The sequence below is a fragment of the Streptomyces sp. W1SF4 genome (assembly GCF_003950035.1).
Lineage (GTDB): Bacteria > Actinomycetota > Actinomycetes > Streptomycetales > Streptomycetaceae > Streptomyces > Streptomyces racemochromogenes.
The window spans coordinates 5,357,817-5,374,199 of record NZ_CP034350.1 but is presented as its reverse complement, the minus strand read 5'-3'; the positions used below and the strand labels follow the sequence as shown (position 1 = coordinate 5,374,199).

The 16,383-nt window shown below is 71.1% G+C and carries 15 protein-coding genes; 8 read left to right on the top strand and 7 right to left on the bottom strand.

Annotation, left to right across the window (positions count from 1 at the left end; genetic code table 11):
• The first annotated feature begins 13 nt into the window (after positions 1–13).
• From D1J60_RS25170 to D1J60_RS25145, 6 genes are all read left to right on the top strand, one after another.
• Positions 14–406 carry a DUF742 domain-containing protein gene (locus D1J60_RS25170; protein ID WP_007266775.1) on the top strand — a complete coding sequence of 131 codons (393 nt, stop codon included), beginning with the start codon at positions 14–16 and terminating at the stop codon, positions 404–406.
• Positions 387–971 carry an ATP/GTP-binding protein gene (locus tag D1J60_RS25165; RefSeq protein ID WP_007266774.1) on the top strand — a complete coding sequence of 195 codons (585 nt, stop codon included), beginning with the start codon at positions 387–389 and terminating at the stop codon, positions 969–971. The genes D1J60_RS25170 and D1J60_RS25165 overlap by 20 nt, the downstream gene beginning before the upstream one ends.
• A gap of 293 nt (positions 972–1,264) precedes the next feature.
• The gene (locus tag D1J60_RS25160; protein WP_125822616.1) at positions 1,265–4,468 is read left to right on the top strand and encodes a nitrate- and nitrite sensing domain-containing protein; all 3,204 of its coding nucleotides are present in this window, start codon (positions 1,265–1,267) and stop codon (positions 4,466–4,468) included.
• A gap of 10 nt (positions 4,469–4,478) precedes the next feature.
• Entirely contained in the window at positions 4,479–4,892 is a 414-nt protein-coding gene (locus tag D1J60_RS25155; protein WP_007266772.1) for a roadblock/LC7 domain-containing protein, read from the top strand.
• 93 nt (positions 4,893–4,985) lie between these two features.
• Entirely contained in the window at positions 4,986–5,540 is a 555-nt protein-coding gene (locus tag D1J60_RS25150; RefSeq protein ID WP_125594565.1) for a DUF742 domain-containing protein, read from the top strand.
• Positions 5,521–6,105 (top strand): ATP/GTP-binding protein, encoded by a 585-nt coding sequence (locus tag D1J60_RS25145; protein ID WP_007266770.1) that lies wholly within the window; start codon positions 5,521–5,523, stop codon positions 6,103–6,105. The genes D1J60_RS25150 and D1J60_RS25145 overlap by 20 nt, the downstream gene beginning before the upstream one ends.
• Before the next feature lie 152 nt (positions 6,106–6,257).
• Here D1J60_RS25145 and D1J60_RS25140 read toward each other — a convergent pair whose 3' ends face one another.
• Positions 6,258–6,458 (bottom strand): acyl-CoA carboxylase subunit epsilon, encoded by a 201-nt coding sequence (locus D1J60_RS25140; RefSeq protein ID WP_125594564.1) that lies wholly within the window; start codon positions 6,456–6,458, stop codon positions 6,258–6,260.
• A gap of 23 nt (positions 6,459–6,481) precedes the next feature.
• Entirely contained in the window at positions 6,482–8,065 is a 1,584-nt protein-coding gene (locus D1J60_RS25135; protein ID WP_125594563.1) for an acyl-CoA carboxylase subunit beta, read from the bottom strand.
• Between the two features lie 251 nt (positions 8,066–8,316).
• Here D1J60_RS25135 and D1J60_RS25130 point away from each other — a divergent pair, with 251 nt between their 5' ends.
• Positions 8,317–8,937, top strand: a complete 621-nt coding sequence (locus D1J60_RS25130; protein WP_125822615.1) for a YceI family protein — start codon at positions 8,317–8,319, stop codon at positions 8,935–8,937.
• 39 nt (positions 8,938–8,976) lie between these two features.
• Here the strand turns inward: D1J60_RS25130 and D1J60_RS25125 are convergent, their stop codons facing one another.
• On the bottom strand, positions 8,977–10,353 hold the full coding sequence (locus D1J60_RS25125) for a hypothetical protein (RefSeq protein ID WP_125822614.1): 1,377 nt from the start codon (positions 10,351–10,353) through the stop codon (positions 8,977–8,979).
• Positions 10,354–10,460: 107 nt separating this feature from the next.
• On the opposite strand from D1J60_RS25125, the gene D1J60_RS25120 reads away from it, so the two are divergent.
• A complete protein-coding gene (locus D1J60_RS25120) occupies positions 10,461–10,982 on the top strand; it encodes a hypothetical protein (RefSeq protein WP_125822613.1) in 522 nt (173 codons plus the stop codon).
• 12 nt (positions 10,983–10,994) lie between these two features.
• On the opposite strand, the gene cimA is transcribed toward D1J60_RS25120, so the two are convergent.
• The 4 genes from cimA to D1J60_RS25095 all read right to left on the bottom strand — a co-directional run bounded on the left by cimA (position 10,995) and on the right by D1J60_RS25095 (position 16,372).
• Positions 10,995–12,617, bottom strand: coding sequence for a citramalate synthase (gene cimA, locus D1J60_RS25115; RefSeq protein ID WP_125603916.1), 1,623 nt, complete (start codon positions 12,615–12,617; stop codon positions 10,995–10,997).
• Positions 12,618–12,964: 347 nt separating this feature from the next.
• On the bottom strand, positions 12,965–13,579 hold the full coding sequence (locus tag D1J60_RS25105) for a TetR/AcrR family transcriptional regulator (RefSeq protein ID WP_125603915.1): 615 nt from the start codon (positions 13,577–13,579) through the stop codon (positions 12,965–12,967).
• 29 nt (positions 13,580–13,608) lie between these two features.
• Entirely contained in the window at positions 13,609–14,655 is a 1,047-nt protein-coding gene (locus tag D1J60_RS25100) for an agmatine deiminase family protein (RefSeq protein ID WP_125822611.1), read from the bottom strand.
• Positions 14,656–14,689: 34 nt separating this feature from the next.
• Entirely contained in the window at positions 14,690–16,372 is a 1,683-nt protein-coding gene (locus D1J60_RS25095) for an urease subunit alpha (RefSeq protein ID WP_125824178.1), read from the bottom strand.
• Positions 16,373–16,383: the final 11 nt, after the last annotated feature.

The following is a 16,383-nucleotide window of genomic DNA, read 5'->3' as shown; positions in this document are numbered from 1 at the left end:
GCCCGGAGGATCAATGACCCCGCCCCCCGCCTACCCCGACGCGTACGGAGATTCGTACTCGGAAGGCGATCAGCCGCTCGTCCGCCCGTACGCGATGACCGGCGGCCGGACCCGTCCGCGCTACCAGCTCGCCATCGAGGCGCTGGTCAGCACGACGGCCGACCCGATGCACCTGTCCGGCCTGCTGCCGGAACACCAGCGCATCTGCACCCTGTGCCGCGAGGTGAAGTCGGTCGCGGAGGTCTCCGCACTGCTTTCGATGCCTCTCGGCGTCGCCCGCATCCTCGTCGCCGACCTGGCGGAAGCCGGCATGGTGGCCATCCACCAGCCGGGCAATGGAGAGGCCGGCGGAACGCCGGATGTAACGCTGCTCGAGAGGGTTCTCAGTGGACTTCGCAAGCTCTGACGGTGGGGCGGCTCCTCGCTCCACCACCTCCGCGAAGATCGTGGTGGCGGGCGGCTTCGGCGTGGGCAAGACCACGTTCGTCGGCGCCGTCTCCGAGATCAACCCGCTGAGAACCGAGGCCGTGATGACGTCCGCGAGCGCGGGCATCGACGACCTCACGCACACCGGCGACAAGAAGACCACCACGGTCGCCATGGACTTCGGCCGCATCACCCTGGACCAGGACCTGATCCTGTACCTCTTCGGTACCCCCGGACAGGACCGCTTCTGGTTCATGTGGGACGACCTCGTACGCGGCGCCATCGGCGCCGTCGTCCTCGTCGACACCCGCCGCCTCGCCGACTGCTTCCCCGCCGTCGACTACTTCGAGAACTCGGGCCTCCCGTTCGTCATCGCCCTCAACGGCTTCGACGGACACCAGCCCTACACCCCCGAAGAAGTGCGCGAGGCCCTCCAGATCGGCCCCGACGCCCCCATCATCACCACCGACGCCCGCCACCGCGCGGACGCCAAGAGCGCACTCATCACGCTCGTCGAGCACGCCCTCATGGCCCGGCTCAAGTAGCACGCATTACAAGGCAATACGCCGGGGGCGGGCTGTGTTCTCGAACACGGCCCGCCCCCCGTGTTCATAACGTTTCGACAGTGAATTGCCGTCAGGCGGACACGGCGTGCGTTCGGTCGGTGCCGCTGCGCGCACGACGGGCCCCATTTTTGCCGCAGCTCGCTCTTTATATCCGTTTTATGCGGGGCGTAAGGTTCTGGGAATGGCCGGATTCAACTGTTTGGAACACGGCGCTTAACCGTGCTGGAATTCAACGAACCAGCTAGTAGCACCGCCGAGAGGTTGTTGGTCGAGTGAGGCGAAGCAAGTCGAGCCCCGCGGATGAACCCGCGCGAGGCAACTTCACCCCGCCGCCGCGCGCGGCCATGTCGCCCGTCGACGTGCCCGTGGAACCATCCACGAGCAGCGGAAGCACCAGCAAGCTCGCCCCCCGCAACTGGCGGGTGGCCACCAAGCTGAACGCCATCCTCATGGTTCCCGTCCTCGTCGGACTGGTCATGGGCGGCTTCCAGGTGAAGGGCTCGGTCGACAGCTGGAACGAGGCCAAGGACGCCGAGAAGACCGCGCGGATCGTCCAGGCCGCGGCCGAATACGGCCAGGCCCTCCTCAACGAGCGCGACCTCACCGCCGAGCCCCTCCTCAAGAACGACCGCAACAACGCCGCGGTGGCCAAGGCGTACGCGGCCACGGACGCGGCCAAGGCCAAGTTCGCCCAGGCCGCGAAGGACCTCCCGGCCAAGCAGGGCCTGGAGCGCCGCCTCGAACTCTTCCGCCAGGAGGAGCCGAAGCTGGAGCAGGTCCGCAAGACGGCCTACGCCGTCCCGGAGACCCAGAAGAAGAACCTCCCCTCCTCGGCCGGCCCCATCCCGACCGAAGAGGGCTACGTGCTGGTCCAGCACTACCTCATGCAGTTCTCCAACGAACTGGGCCTGGGCACCGGAAACGTCACCAGCTACGGCCGCATGGTCTACGCGGTCGAGCTGGCGAAGGCCGCGAACTCGCTCCAGCGCTCCGTCGGCACGCACCTGCTGGTGCGCCCGAACGAGAACGAGGAAGTCCGCAAGGCCCAGCTGGTCGCCTTCTCCTCCTACGCCTACCTCGAAGAGATCGCCATCGGCGAGTACGTCGCCGCCGGCACCGACGAGGACACCAACCGGCTCAAGGAGGTCATGGGCAAGAAGTCCCAGGAGGGTGCCGCCAAGCTCGCCCAGGCCAAGCAGGCCGCCGAGCAGTCCGGCACCGTCTTCAAGGCTCCGCCCGTGGTGAACGGCTCCGCCCTCACCGGCATGACCGAGGCGATAGCCGGCGGCGAGAAGCCCGCCAAGCTCGCCCTCAACGGCACCACCGCCCCCGCCTGGCAGGCCGCCGCCACCGCCAAGTTCGACGGCTACGCCGAGATCGAGAAGGAACTCCTCGACAAGGCCGTCAAGGACGCCGTCGCGGTCTCCGACGAGTCGCGCGGCGACGCCATCCTGACCGGCGCCATCGTGGTCGTGGCCCTGCTGGCCGCCTTCATCCTGGCCGCCATGATGGCCCGCCAGATGAGCCGCTCGATGCGCCGTCTGCGCAGCTCCGCCTTCGACATCGCCGAGCAGCGGCTGCCCGCGCTCGTCGACCAGCTCTCGCGGACCGATCCGGGCAAGGTCGACACCCGCGTGGAGCCGATCCCGATCACCTCCCGCGACGAGATCGGCGAGGTCGCCCGCGCCTTCGACCAGGTCCACCGGGAAGCGGTCCGGCTCGCCGCCGAGCAGGCGCTCCTGCGGGGCAACGTCAACGCGATCTTCACGAACCTCTCCATGCGCAACCAGTCGCTGATCGAGGGCCAGCTGACCCTCATCACCGACCTGGAGAACAACGAGGCCGACCCGGACCAGCTGGAGAACCTCTTCCGCCTGGACCACCTGGCCACCCGTATGCGCCGCAACGGCGAGAACCTCCTCATCCTCGCGGGTGAGAACCCGGGCCGCCGCTGGGACCAGCCGGTGCCCCTCGTCGACGTGCTGCGCGCCGCCTCCTCCGAGGTGGAGCAGTACGAGCGCATCGAGCTCTCGGGCGTCTCCGAGGCCGAGATCCACGGCCAGGCCGTGACCGACCTCGTGCACCTGCTCGCCGAGCTCCTGGAGAACGCCACCACGTTCTCCTCCCCGCAGACCAAGGTCCGCGTCACCGCCACGCGTCTGCCCGACGGCCGCGTGATGGTCGAGATCCACGACAAGGGCATCGGCCTCACCGCCGAGGACTTCGCGGACATCAACCACAAGCTGGCCAACCCGCCGACCGTGGACGCCGCGATCTCGCAGCGCATGGGTCTGTTCGTGGTCGGCCGGCTGGCGGACCGCCACAGCATCCGCGTCCAGCTGCGCCCCTCGGGCGAGGCGGCCGGCACGACCTCGCTGGTCATGCTCCCCGACGCCATCACCCACGGTGGCGGTGGCGAGGGCATCCCGGACGACGACTTCACCGTCTCCTCGATCATTCCGCAGCAGCAGGCCCAGCAGGCCGCCCCGCTGCGGACGGCCGCCGAGCTCGGCTTCGACGACTCCGCCTACGACGCCCCGGGCGCCCAGGGCGGCGACGCGAAGCCCGCGGACCCGGTCGTGCGGTCCCTGGGCCGCGAGGAGCGCCGGGCCGCGCTGGAGGCGCAGCTCAACTTCCCGCAGGCTCAGGACCAGGAGCAGTACCCCGGTCCCGAGGCGCAGGACTATCCGGAACCGCAGCCGGAGCACGGGTACCAGGAGTACCAGGGCTACGAGCAGCAGTCCGCGCAGGGCTACGAGGCTCCGTACGACGCCCAGCAGCAGCCGGGTGCCTACGAGGCGTACCCGGAGCAGGGCTACTCGTATCCGGAGGCCGGCTACCAGGACGGGCAGCAGCCCGCCCAGGCGTACGACGGCGGCTACGAGGACCAGTCCCAGCAGGCCGAGTGGCCCGGGCAGAACACCTACCCGGGCTCCTACCAGCAGGATTACGGGACCGATTCGGAATCGCCCTCCGCTCCCGAACCGGCCCTGGACCGCGTAGGCTTCGACCGTCCGGGCGCCGCTGCCGACGCCGGTCACGAGTTGACCGGGGCGGGCCTGCCGCGACGCGGCAGCCAGCAGCAGTGGCAGCCGGCACAGCAGGAAGCGGAGTCCGCCGGATCCCTCTTCGAGCAGCGGCCGCAGCGTCAGCAGCAGGCCGCCGAACCGAAGCAGGATGTGGAGGAGGCAGCAGCCGGCGCGGGCTGGCGCTCGACGAACGACGAGCGCTGGCAGCAGGCCGGCAAGCTCCGTGAGCCGAAGGCGGGCGGGGTCACCTCGTCCGGTCTCCCTCGGCGCGTGCCCAAGGCCAACCTGGTCGAGGGCGCTGCGGAGACGACCCCGCAGGGAGGCCCCCAGGTCTCCCGCGCCCCGGAGGACGTCCGTGGCAGGTTGAGCAACCTGCGACGCGGTGTCCAGCAGGGACGCAGCGCGGGTTCCGAGCAGTCAAGTAACAGCTATGACCAGGAGCGTTAGTGTGAGCGCGATGAGCCAGGCGGCGCAGAACCTGAACTGGTTGATCACCAACTTCGTGGACAACACCCCCGGGGTGTCCCACACGGTGGTGGTCTCCGCCGACGGCCTTCTGCTGGCGATGTCCGACGGATTCCCGCGCGACCGCGCCGATCAGCTGGCGGCCGTGGCCTCCGGCCTGACCTCGCTGACCGCCGGTGCCTCCCGGATCTTCGAGGGCGGCGCCGTCAACCAGACCGTCGTGGAGATGGACCGCGGTTTCCTCTTCCTGATGTCCGTCTCCGACGGATCCTCGCTTGCGGTGCTCGCGCACCCCGAGTGCGACATCGGCCTCGTGGGCTACGAGATGGCCCTCCTCGTCGACCGCGCCGGCACGGTCCTCACCCCGGACCTCCGCGCGGAGCTGCAGGGAAGCCTTCTCAACTAGCAAACGGGCAGTGCGTTTCGCGTCATCGCACCGTAGGGTGCGGTGGCGCGGTTCCACAGGGAGTACTGCGTTCTTGGAGTCGGAGGAGGAAACGTGACAACACCCGGAGGACATCCTTATGGCGGCCAGCAGCCGCAGGGTGGGCACGACCAGAACCGCTTCAACTTCCCCTCCTCTCCCAGCCGGCCCGTGCCGGAGCACAACCCCTACGCCCAGCAGCCGTACGGCCAGCCCCAGCAGCCCCAGGCGCCCCACCGGCTTCCGCAGCAGCCCCCCAGGGCCGCGCAGCCGCAGGCCCCGAAGGCGCACAACCCGCTGGTGCGCCCCTACGCGATGACCGGCGGCCGTACCCGGCCGCGCTACCAGCTCGCCATCGAGGCGCTGGTCAGTACCACGGCGGACCCCGCGCGCCTGCAAGGGCAGTTGCCCGAGCACCAGCGCATCTGCCGCCTGTGCCAGGAGATCAAATCCGTCGCGGAGATCTCGGCACTTCTCTCCATTCCTCTTGGTGTCGCCCGCATCCTCGTCGCCGACCTGGCGGAGGCGGGCCTTGTCGCCATTCACCAGCCCGGCGGCGACGAGTCTGCCGGCGGCCAGCCAGATGTGACACTGCTCGAAAGGGTGCTCAGTGGACTTCGCAAGCTCTAACGGCGGAGCGGCTCCGCGCTCCACCACCTCCGCGAAGATCGTGGTGGCGGGCGGCTTCGGCGTGGGCAAGACCACGTTCGTCGGCGCGGTCTCCGAGATCAACCCCCTGCGCACCGAAGCCGTCATGACCAGCGCGTCCGCGGGTATCGACGACCTCACCCACACCGGTGACAAGACGACCACCACGGTCGCCATGGACTTCGGCCGCATCACCCTGGACCAGGACCTGATCCTGTACCTCTTCGGTACCCCCGGACAGGACCGCTTCTGGTTCATGTGGGACGACCTCGTACGCGGCGCCATCGGCGCCGTCGTCCTCGTCGACACCCGCCGCCTCGCCGACTGCTTCCCCGCCGTCGACTACTTCGAGAACAGCGGCCTGCCGTTCGTCATCGCCCTCAACGGCTTCGACGGACACCAGCCCTACACCCCCGAAGAAGTGCGCGAGGCCCTCCAGATCGGCCCCGACGCCCCCATCATCACCACCGACGCCCGCCACCGCGCGGACGCCAAGAGCGCACTCATCACGCTCGTCGAGCACGCCCTCATGGCCCGGCTCCGGTAAGCAGGGCGGAACACCGCGCAAGGCCCCCGTGTCCGGGACACGGGGGCCTTCCGCGTGCCCGTCCCCGGGGACGCGGCCTCCCCGGGGACGGGCACGCGGAAGGCCCCGCACCCTCGGGGTGCGGGGCCTTCCGGCGTTCGTGCGTGCGCTGTTCAGCCGCGCCAGCTGTGGGGGGCCTGGAAGCCCCGGCTGCGCTCCAGGCGGCGCCAGCCGGCCGTGGAACGGCGGGTGGCGGCGGCCTCCTCCGGGGTGGCGGCGGCGCGGGCGAGGAGGATCGCGGTGATCGCGGCCAGTTCCTCGGGGGCGGCGTTGCCCTTCTCGACCTTCAGCAGGGTGTCGGTGGCGGTGCTCATCGTCGGCAGGTCTCCTTCGCTCGTTACTGCGGCGGGTTGCCGTGCTTGCGAGACGGCAGGTCGGCGTGCTTGGTGCGGAGCATCGCGAGGGCGCTGACGAGCACCCCGCGGGTCTCGGCGGGGTCGATGACGTCGTCCACGAGGCCGCGCTCGGCCGCGTAGTACGGGTGCATCAGCTCGGCCTTGTATTCCTTGACCATCCGGGCGCGCATCGCCTCGGGGTCCTCGGCGTCCGCGATCTGCTTGCGGAAGATCACGTTGGCGGCGCCCTCGGCACCCATGACGGCGATCTCGTTGGTGGGCCAGGCGTAGGTGAGGTCGGCGCCGATGGACTGGGAGTCCATGACGATGTACGCGCCGCCGTAGGCCTTGCGCAGGATCAGCGAGATCCGCGGCACGGTGGCGTTGCAGTACGCGTACAGCAGCTTGGCGCCGTGGCGGATGATGCCGCCGTGCTCCTGGTCGACGCCGGGCAGGAAGCCCGGGACGTCCAGCAGGGTGACGATCGGGATGTTGAACGCGTCGCACATCTGGACGAAGCGCGCGGCCTTCTCGGACGCGTGGATGTCCAGGACGCCGGCGAGGTGGCCGGGCTGGTTGGCGACGATGCCGACGACCTGGCCGTCCAGGCGGGCCAGGGCGCAGATGATGTTGCGCGCCCAGCGCTCGTGGACTTCCAGGACGTCGCCGTCGTCGACGAGTTCCTCGATGACCTTGAGCATGTCGTACGGGCGGTTGCCGTCGGCGGGGACCAGGTCCAGGAGCACGTCCGAGCGCCGGTCGGCGGGGTCGGTGTTCTCGTGGACCGGCGGGTTCTCGCGGTTGTTCGAGGGGAGCATCGTGATGAGGTACCGGACCTCGGCGATGCAGGTCTCCTCGTCGTCGTACGCGAAGTGCGCGACGCCGGAGGTCTCGGCGTGCACGTCGGCGCCGCCGAGGCCGTTCTGGGTGATCTCCTCACCGGTGACGGCGCGGACGACGTCGGGGCCGGTGATGAACATCTGCGAGGTGTCCCGGACCATGAACACGAAGTCCGTCAGGGCCGGGGAGTACGCGGCGCCGCCGGCGCACGGGCCGAGCATCACCGAGATCTGCGGGATGACGCCCGAGGCCTTGGTGTTGCGCTGGAAGATGCCGCCGTAGCCGGCGAGGGCGGAGACGCCCTCCTGGATGCGGGCGCCGGCGCCGTCGTTGAGGGAGACCAGCGGGGCACCGGCGGCGATCGCCATGTCCATGATCTTGTGGATCTTCGTGGCGTGGGCCTCGCCCAGGGCGCCGCCGAAGATGCGGAAGTCGTGCGCGTAGACGAAGACCGTGCGGCCCTCGACCGTGCCCCAGCCGGTGATGACACCGTCGGTGTAGGGCTTCTTGGCCTCCAGGCCGAAGCCGGTGGCCCGGTGCCGGCGGAGCTGCTCGACCTCCCTGAAGGAACCTTCGTCGAGCAGGAGCGCGATGCGCTCGCGCGCGGTCAGCTTGCCCTTGGCGTGCTGGGCCTCGGTCGCGCGGTCACTGGGGCCGCGCCGGGCCTCCTCGCGGAGGGAGTGCAGCTCGGCCACGCGCCCGCGGGCGTCCGTCGGCTCGCTCGGGGTCTGGTCCACAACGGTCATGTACCGACCTTACGGAGCGTGGCCATCAAAACCCTCCGTTGGTTCTACACAGTCTCGGACCCCGTCCGCTGTGCGGCCCGGACAGAACCTCCGAAGGAAGCATGGACTCCCCCAGCAGGACCCTCTCCCCTTTGTGGGGGTTCCACAAAACGGAGTCACCGCGACCCAAGAAGTTGAAATTTGAACGGAATGGGTCTAGCGTCGTTCTTGTTGAAAGTTGAACCAAACCACGGACTCCCCAGGAGGAAGTCATGGGCCTCTTCTCCCGCCGCAGCCAGACCGCCGCCCCCGCCCAGCAGGGCGCGGTGGCCACGCTCCCCGTCGACCCGGCCCTCGCCGCCCTCACCGGCGACTACGCCATCGACCCCGCGCACAGCAGCATCGGCTTCACCGTCCGCCACGCCATGGTGACCAACGTCCGCGGCAGCTTCGCGCAGCACGAGGGCGCCCTCCACCTGGACGGCAGCGACCCGTCGCGCTCCACCGCCTCCATCGACGTGCAGATCGCCTCGGTCAGCACCGGCATCGCCGACCGCGACGCCCACCTGCTGGGCAGCGACTTCTTCGACGCCGAGCTCTACCCCCTGATGACCTTCCGCTCCACCTCGGCGGAGCAGCTGGGCGGCGACAAGTACCGCATCACCGGTGACCTGACGATCAAGGACGTGACGCGTCCGCTCGCCATCGACCTGGAGTTCGCCGGCACCGCCACGGACGTCTACGGCAGCGAGCGCGTGGGCTTCGAGGGCTCGGCCGAGATCCTGCGCTCCGACTGGGGCCTGACCTGGAACGCGGCCCTGGAGGCCGGCGGCGTGATGGTCAGCGACAAGGTCAGGCTGACCTTCGACATCTCCGCGGTCAAGCAGGCCTGACCAGGACCGACCACGGGCCGCGCGGAACCCCGGGGGCGGCTACCAGCCGCCCCCGCCGTCGAACCCGCCGCCCCCGTCGAAGCCGCCACCGCCGCCGAAGTCCCCGCCCCCGAAGTCGGACGGGTTGAAGTCGGCGCCGGAGACGTCCCCGCCCTCGAAGCCGCCGCCGTCGTAGCCGCCGTACCCGCCGCCGAAGTCCGAGGCGTACGCGGGGGTGGCCATCATCGAACCGAGCATCGTGCCCACCAGCAGGCCGGGCAGCATCCCGCCGCCGAAGTACCCGCCGGCCCAGGGGCCGTACGCCGGGCCGGCGTCGTAGTACGGCCGGCGGCCGTGCTCCGTGTCCACAGTGCGCACCGCCGGGTCCAGCCCGTCGCGCAGCCGTACGGCGTCCGCCGCGCAGACCGGCACGGTACGGGCCGCCCCCGCGGGCGGGGCCCAGGCCGCGTCCTCGGTGCTCGGCCCGTGGCGCGGGTCGAAGAAGCAGGGCACGCGGCGCTCGGGCAGCGGCCTGCCCTGACGACGGGCGTCGAGACTGGCCAGGGCGAACCGGCCGTCCTCCAGCGCCTGGGTCACCCCCTGCACCTCGTGCGGCTCCCGCACCGAGGCCATGATCCGCTTGGCCTTCTCGTAGGAGTCCAGCCCCTTCTCGTAGTCCGCGCGCATGGCGTCGTCGGCGCCGGGCTCGCCGGGGTGGAAGTCGAGGCGTTCGAGTTCCTCGCCGAAGGCGGTGATGTCCTCGTCCACGACCACACTCAGCCGGGCGACGGCCTCCCGCCGGGCCTCTTCCTTCTTCTTCCGGTTCCGCTTGACCAGCAGGTACGCACCGCCGCCGCCGGCCAGGGCCACCGCGCCGAGCGCGATCATCGCCCCGGCCGAGGAGCCGCCGCCTTCGGAGGCCCCGCTCCAGGAGGCCGGGGCCTTGCCCTTCATCTGCGGGAGGGCCTGGTCGACGAAGTTGTTCAGCTGGGTCGCGGCGTCCACCGCCCCGCCCGCCTTCACCGCGTCGGTGAGGTTGCGGACGGCGTTGTTCGACATGACGACCCGGTCGGCCCCGGCGTCGAAGCCGTCGCCCAGCCGGATGGCGTAGACCCCGGTGATCCCCGTCCCGGTGCGGACCGTGCGCAGCACGCTGTCGGCCGGGAAGGCGGGGGTGGCGGGCAGCACGGCGACGAACAGCGGCTTGCCGGCCGCCTTGATCTTGGCGGCGAGGGCGTCGGCCTGGGCGGGCGACAGCTGGGCCGCGGCCCCGGGGTCCACGTACACGGGCCCCTTCTTGAGCGCCTCCGCCACGGCGGCGGTCCCCCCGTCGGCGGCGGCCGCCTGCGGGGCGGCCCCGAGCGCTCCGACGCCCAGCACCAGCAGCAGACCGGACAGCGCCGATCCCATGCGTACGGATATCAGCCTGGTCCTCATACCGACGACGCTACCCGAACCGGTCATTTCCCGTGTGAGCGGGACATAAGACCGTCCCTGCTCCCGCCAGAGCCCGCCCGCGTAGCCTGCCGCCAGGGGGTGGGCCGATGCGGCGCGTGTGGTGCGGGGTGGCACTGGTGGTTGCGGGAGCGGGGCTGCTGGCGGGCTGCTCGGCGGCCGACCGGCCGCTGATCTCGGTCGGCATCGGTGCCGACGGAACGCCGCAGGTGACGATGGTGCCGTGCGGCGGCGACGCCGTCGCCGCCGCGGACTTCTTTGTCCACGACGCTCCGGCGTCCGGTACGCCGCAGCCCGGCGTGACGGCTCCGTCGGCGGCCTCCGAGGACGGCTGGATGGCAGGCGGCTCCCCACTGGCCGCGGGACGGGTCACGTTCCCCCTCTTCTCCCCGCCGGCCACCTGGGCGGTCCGCGAGTGGGGCGCGGAGCGGAGCCTCAGGCCCGGCCGCAGGTACGGCCTGAGCTTCCACCCGCCGGGCTCCGCCGACTACTCGGGAAGCGTCTCCTTCACCGCGGACGACCTCGCCGGGCTGGAGCCCGGCGAGGTGTGGGCAGGGGGCAGGGCCATGTCGCCGAAGGAGTTCCGCGAGCTCGTCGCGGACGCGTGCTGACCGCCGCCGGGACTACTCGGCCGGCTCCACGCCCGCGTGCAGGAGGCCGAAGGTGTAGGCGTCCTCCAGGGCCTGCCAGGAGGCCGCGATGACGTTGGGGGCGACGCCCACCGTGTTCCACTCGCGGGTGCCGTCCGTCGTGGCGATCAGGACGCGGGTCGTGGACTCCGTGCCGTGCTTGCCCTCCAGGATGCGGACCTTGTAGTCCACCAGCTCGAACTTGGCCAGCTGGGGGTAGAAGCGTTCCAGCGCGACCCGCAGGGCCCGGTCGAGGGCGTTGACGGGGCCGTTGCCCTCCGCCGTGGCGACGATCCGCTCGCCCTTGGCCCGCAGCTTGACGGTGGCCTCGTTGGCGTGGGTGCCGTCGGGGCGGTCCTCGACGATGGCCCGCCAGGACTCCACGCGGAAGTACTTGCGCGCCCGGCCCTCGGCCTCGGCGCGCAGCAGCAGCTCGAAGGAGGCGTCGGCGGCCTCGTACGTGTAGCCCGCCAGCTCGCGTTCCTTGACCCGCTCGACCACGCGGGCGATCAGCGCGCGGTCGCCGCCGAGGTCGACGCCGAGTTCCTTGCCCTTGAGCTCGATGGAGGCCCGGCCGGCCATGTCGGAGACCAGCATGCGCATGGTGTTGCCGACGCGCTCGGGGTCGATGTGCTGGTACAGGTCCGGGTCGACCTTGATCGCCGAGGCGTGCAGGCCCGCCTTGTGCGCGAAGGCGGAGACGCCGACGTACGGCTGGTGGGTGGAGGGGGTGAGGTTGACGACCTCGGCGATGGCGTGGGAGATGCGGGTCATCTCGCCGAGCGCGCCCTCGGGGAGGACCGTGCGGCCGTACTTGATCTCCAGCGCGGCGACGACCGGGAAGAGGTTGGCGTTGCCGACGCGCTCGCCGTAGCCGTTCGCGGTGCACTGGACGTGCGTGGCACCCGCGTCGACGGCGGCCAGGGTGTTGGCGACGGCGCAGCCGGTGTCGTCCTGGGCGTGGATGCCGAGGCGGGCCCCGGTGTCGGCCAGCACGGTCGAGACGACGGCGGTGATCTGGGCGGGGAGCATGCCGCCGTTGGTGTCGCAGAGGATGACGACGTCGGCGCCGGCCTCGTGGGCGGTGCGGACGACGGACTTGGCGTACTCGGGGTTGGCGCGGTAGCCGTCGAAGAAGTGCTCGCAGTCGACGAAGACGCGGCGGCCCTGGGCGACGAGGTGGGAGACGGTGTCGCGGACCATCTCCAGGTTCTCGTCCAAGGTGGTGCGCAGCGCGAGTTCGACGTGCCGGTCGTGGGACTTGGCGACGAGGGTGATGACCGGCGCGCCGGACTCCAGGAGGGCGCGCACCTGCGGGTCCGAGGCGGCTTGGCCGCCGGCCCGGCGGGTGGCGCCGAAGGCGACGAGCTGGGCGTTCTTGAAGTCGATCTCGGCCCGGGCGCGGGCGAAGAACTCGGTGTCGCGGGGGTTGGCCCCCGGCCAGCCGCCTTCGATGAAGCCGACTCCGAACTCGTCCAGGTGCCGCGCGATGGTCAGCTTGTCCGCGACCGTGAGGTTGATGCCCTCACGCTGGGCGCCGTCGCGCAGGGTGGTGTCGAAGACGTGGAAGGCGTCGTCGAGGGCCGCTGTCGGCTGGGTCGCCTCTGTCGTCGTCATGCTGATCTGACTCCTGTCGGATGAGTGGTTCCGGAGACCGGGGATCCACTGCCCCCATCATCGCGCGCCGCCCGCTTCCGGCATGTTTCTGCCCTTGGAAACGAAAAGACCCCTCGCGGGTGCGAGAGGTCTGCGCGCGGGTCTGAGGCACGGTGGCCGCTGCCGCGGAGGTCGTCCACGGTTTCAGCGGTCACAGAGGACCGGCGCGCTGCTGTCCATAATCATGAGCTGAGCAGACACGCTCGCAGTGTGTCACACGGCCCGTCGCCGGTGGACGCCGGTCTCAGCATGCGGGCACCCGGCGTCCGCCAGCCGGGCCGCCGCCGGCGGGAGCCCCAGGACACGGCCTAGTGGGCGAGGGTTTCGGCGAGGAACTCCGCGACGTGTTCCAGGATGTCCTCGCGCCCTATGCCGGGCAGGCCCACGGCGACCTGGATGCTGAACCCGTCGAGCAGGGCCCGCAGCCTGGACGCGAAGCGGTCGGGGTCCACCGCGCGGAACTCGCCGCGCGAGATGCCCTCGGCGAGCAGGGCGACCAGGTCGCGGTGCCAGGCGCCCTCGATGGCGGCCTGCCGCTCGCGTTCCTGGGGGCCCGCGTTCTGGGACCGGTTCCAGACCTCCAGCCACAGGGTCCAGTGCGGGTCCCGGGCGCCGTCGGGCACGTAGAGGTCCACGTACGCCCGTACCCGCTCGCGCGCCGGGCCCCGGCGGGCCAGCAGGGCCCGCCGCTCACTGCCCAGGGCCGCCTCGCTCCACTCCAGGGTCTGCAGCAGGAGCTCGTCCTTGCTGCCGAAGTAGTAGAGGAGGTGGCCGCTGCTCATGCCGACCTGGCGGCCCAGGCCTGCCATGGTCAGGCCCTCCAGGCCGCGCTCGGCGATCGTGGCCATGGCCGCGGCGAGTACGTCCTCGCGCGGGGGCGCGTTCTTGCGCGCCGCCCGTACCGGTGCTCCACCCGCCACCATGGTCACTCCTTCACGAGGTCCGCCTCGGGTCAGACCTTCGGCTGCTGCTGGGTGATGCAGTGGATACCGCCACCCCCGGCGAAAATCGTACGTGCGTCAACGAGCGTCACCGTCCGCTCGGGGAACAGTCCGCGGAAGATCTCGGCGGCCTCCTCGTCGCGCGGGTCGTCGAAGGCGCACAGCACCACGCCGCCGTTGCAGAGGTAGTGGTTGATGTACGAGTAGTCCACCCACTCGCCGTCCTCCTCCAGCACGGTCGGCGCGGGGACCTCGACGACCTCCAGCCGCCGGCCCTTGGCGTCGGTGGAGGCGCGCAGGATGGCGGCGATGGTCTTGCAGCGCTCGTGGTCCGGGTGGGCCGGGTCGGGCTGGGTGTGGACCATGACCACGCCGGGGCGGGCGAAGGCGGCGACGATGTCCACGTGGCCCTGGGTTCCGTAGGTGCCGTAGTCGCCGGCCAGGCCGTAGGGGAGCCAGATGGCCTTGGTGGTGCCGAGGTGGGCGTGGATCTCCTCCTCGACCTGCTGGCGCGTCCAGCCGGGGTTGCGGCCCTCGCCGAGCTGCACGGTGTCGGTGAGGAGCACGGTGCCCTCGCCGTCGACGTGGATGGCGCCGCCCTCGTTCACCAGCGGGGTGCTGTAGGTGCGGGTGCCGACCACGTCGGAGACGTGCCGGGCGATCTTCGAGTCGTGGTCCCAGCGGGCCCACTCCTGGGCGCCCCAGCCGTTGAAGGTCCAGTCGACGGCGGCCAGCTCGCCGGCGTCGTTGGTGACGAAGGTGGGGCCGATGTCGCGCATCCAGGCGTCGTCCAGCTCCTGCTCCACGAGCTGGACGTCGTCGCCGACGATCGCGCGGGCGCTCTCGGCGTCGCCCGGGGAGACGACGAGGGTCACCGGCTCGTAGGCGCGCACGGCACGGGCGACGGCGCCCCAGGCCTGGCGGGCCTCGGCGAGCTCCTGCTCGTTGGTGAAGGTGGGGTTGGGGCTGGGCCAGGCCATCCAGGTGCGCTCGTGGGGGGTCCACTCGGCGGGCATCCGGAAGCCGTCGTTCACGGGCTGGGCGTGCTGTGCAGTCATGGCGGGGTCCTAACGGGCTTACGGGCTGTGCCGATTAAAGGAAGTAGAGGCGGTTGAGGGAGACCGAGTCGGCCGCTTCGGAGTGCAGCGGTTCTCCGTCGAGGGAGACCAGTCCGCTGCGCGCGTCCACATCGACCGCGCCCACCCGGGAGTTGAGGAGCATGTCCTTGGGGCCGATGCCGCGGGTGCCGCGCACGGCGACGCGGCGGCGGCGGGTCGGCATCTCGTCGGAGCCGAGGGCCGCGGCGGCCGCCGAGACGAAGGCGACGGAGATGTCGGCGGCGGTGGCGCCGTACGAGCCGAACTGCGGGCCGAGGACGAGGGGTTCGCAGGTGTCGGTGGCGGCGTTGGGGTCGCCGGTGACGCCGTAGGCCGGGAAGCCGGACTTGAGGACCAGCTGCGGCTTGGCGCCGAAGAAGGGGGGACGCCACAGGACGATGTCGGCGAGCTTGCCGATCTCGATGGAGCCGATCTCGTGCGCCAGGCCGTGGGCGATGGCCGGGTTGATCGTCAGCTTCGCCATGTACCGCAGCACACGGGCGTTGTCGTCGCCCTCGCCGTCACCGTCCAGCGGGCCCAGCTCGCCCTTCATCTTGGCGGCCATGGCGAAGGTGCGGCGGATCGTCTCACCGGCCCGGCCCATGCCCTGGGCGTCGGAGGAGGTGATGCCGATCGCGCCCAGGTCGTGCAGGACGTCCTCGGCCCCCATCGTCCCCGCGCGGATCCGGTCACGGGCCATCGCCGCGTCCCCGGGAAGGTCCGGCTTCAGGTCGTGGACGGAGACGATCATGCCGTAGTGCTCGGCGACCGCGTCCCGGCCGAAGGGCAGCGTCGGGTTGGTGGAGGAACCGATCACGTTCGGCACGCCCGCCATCTTCAGCACGTTGGGCACGTGCCCGCCGCCGCAGCCCTCGATGTGGAAGGCGTGGATGGTGCGGCCTTCCAGCACCCGCAGGGTGTCCTCGACGGACAGGCACTCGTTGAGGCCGTCGCTGTGCAGGGCGACCTGCACGTCGTGCTCCTCGGCCACGCGCAGCGCCGTGTCCAGGGCCCGGGTGTGCGCGCCCATGTCCTCGTGCACCTTGAAGCCCGACGCACCGCCCTCGGCCAGGGCCTCCACCAGCGGAGCGGCGTCCGAGGAGGAACCGCGCGCCAGGAAGCCGATGTTCACCGGCCAGGCGTCGAACGCGTTGAAGGCGTGCTTCAGCGCCCAGGGGGAGTTGACCCCGACGCCCCAGACGGGGCCGAACTCCTGGCCGATGACGGTGGTGACACCGGCGGCGAGGGAGGCCTCCATGATGCGGGGGGAGAGCAGGTGGACGTGGGTGTCCACGGCCCCGGCGGTGGCGATGAGGCCCTCGCCGGAGACGATGCTCGTGCCGGTGCCGACGACCACGTCGACGCCGTCGAGGGTGTCCGGGTTGCCGGCCCGGCCGATCGCGTGGATGCGGCCCTCGCGGATGCCGATGGACACCTTCCGGATGCCGAGGACGGCGTCGATGACGAGGACGTTGCTGATCACCACGTCACAGGTCTCGCGGACGGCGGCGCCCTTCAGGTGCAGGCCGTCGCGGGCGGTCTTGCCGAAGCCGGCGAGGAACTCGTCGCCGGGCTTCTGGGCGTCGTACTCGACGCGGACGGTCAGGCCCGAGTCGCCGAGCCGGACCCGGTCCCCGGCCCGGGGGCCGAACACGGAAGCGTACTCGTGCGGGTCGATGTGGCGGCTGC

Bases quoted from the DNA above. Each gene is read 5' to 3' on its own strand.
- D1J60_RS25170 (WP_007266775.1), top strand. From the start codon at position 14: ATGACCCCGCCCCCCGCCTACCCCGACGCGTACGGAGATTCGTACTCG.
- D1J60_RS25155 (WP_007266772.1), top strand. From the start codon at position 4,479: ATGAGCCAGGCGGCGCAGAACCTGAACTGGTTGATCACCAACTTCGTG.
- D1J60_RS25140 (WP_125594564.1), bottom strand. From the start codon at position 6,458: ATGAGCACCGCCACCGACACCCTGCTGAAGGTCGAGAAGGGCAACGCC.
- D1J60_RS25135 (WP_125594563.1), bottom strand. From the start codon at position 8,065: ATGACCGTTGTGGACCAGACCCCGAGCGAGCCGACGGACGCCCGCGGG.
- D1J60_RS25130 (WP_125822615.1), top strand. From the start codon at position 8,317: ATGGGCCTCTTCTCCCGCCGCAGCCAGACCGCCGCCCCCGCCCAGCAG.
- D1J60_RS25125 (WP_125822614.1), bottom strand. From the start codon at position 10,353: ATGAGGACCAGGCTGATATCCGTACGCATGGGATCGGCGCTGTCCGGT.
- D1J60_RS25120 (WP_125822613.1), top strand. From the start codon at position 10,461: ATGCGGCGCGTGTGGTGCGGGGTGGCACTGGTGGTTGCGGGAGCGGGG.
- cimA (WP_125603916.1), bottom strand. From the start codon at position 12,617: ATGACGACGACAGAGGCGACCCAGCCGACAGCGGCCCTCGACGACGCC.
- D1J60_RS25105 (WP_125603915.1), bottom strand. From the start codon at position 13,579: ATGGTGGCGGGTGGAGCACCGGTACGGGCGGCGCGCAAGAACGCGCCC.
- D1J60_RS25100 (WP_125822611.1), bottom strand. From the start codon at position 14,655: ATGACTGCACAGCACGCCCAGCCCGTGAACGACGGCTTCCGGATGCCC.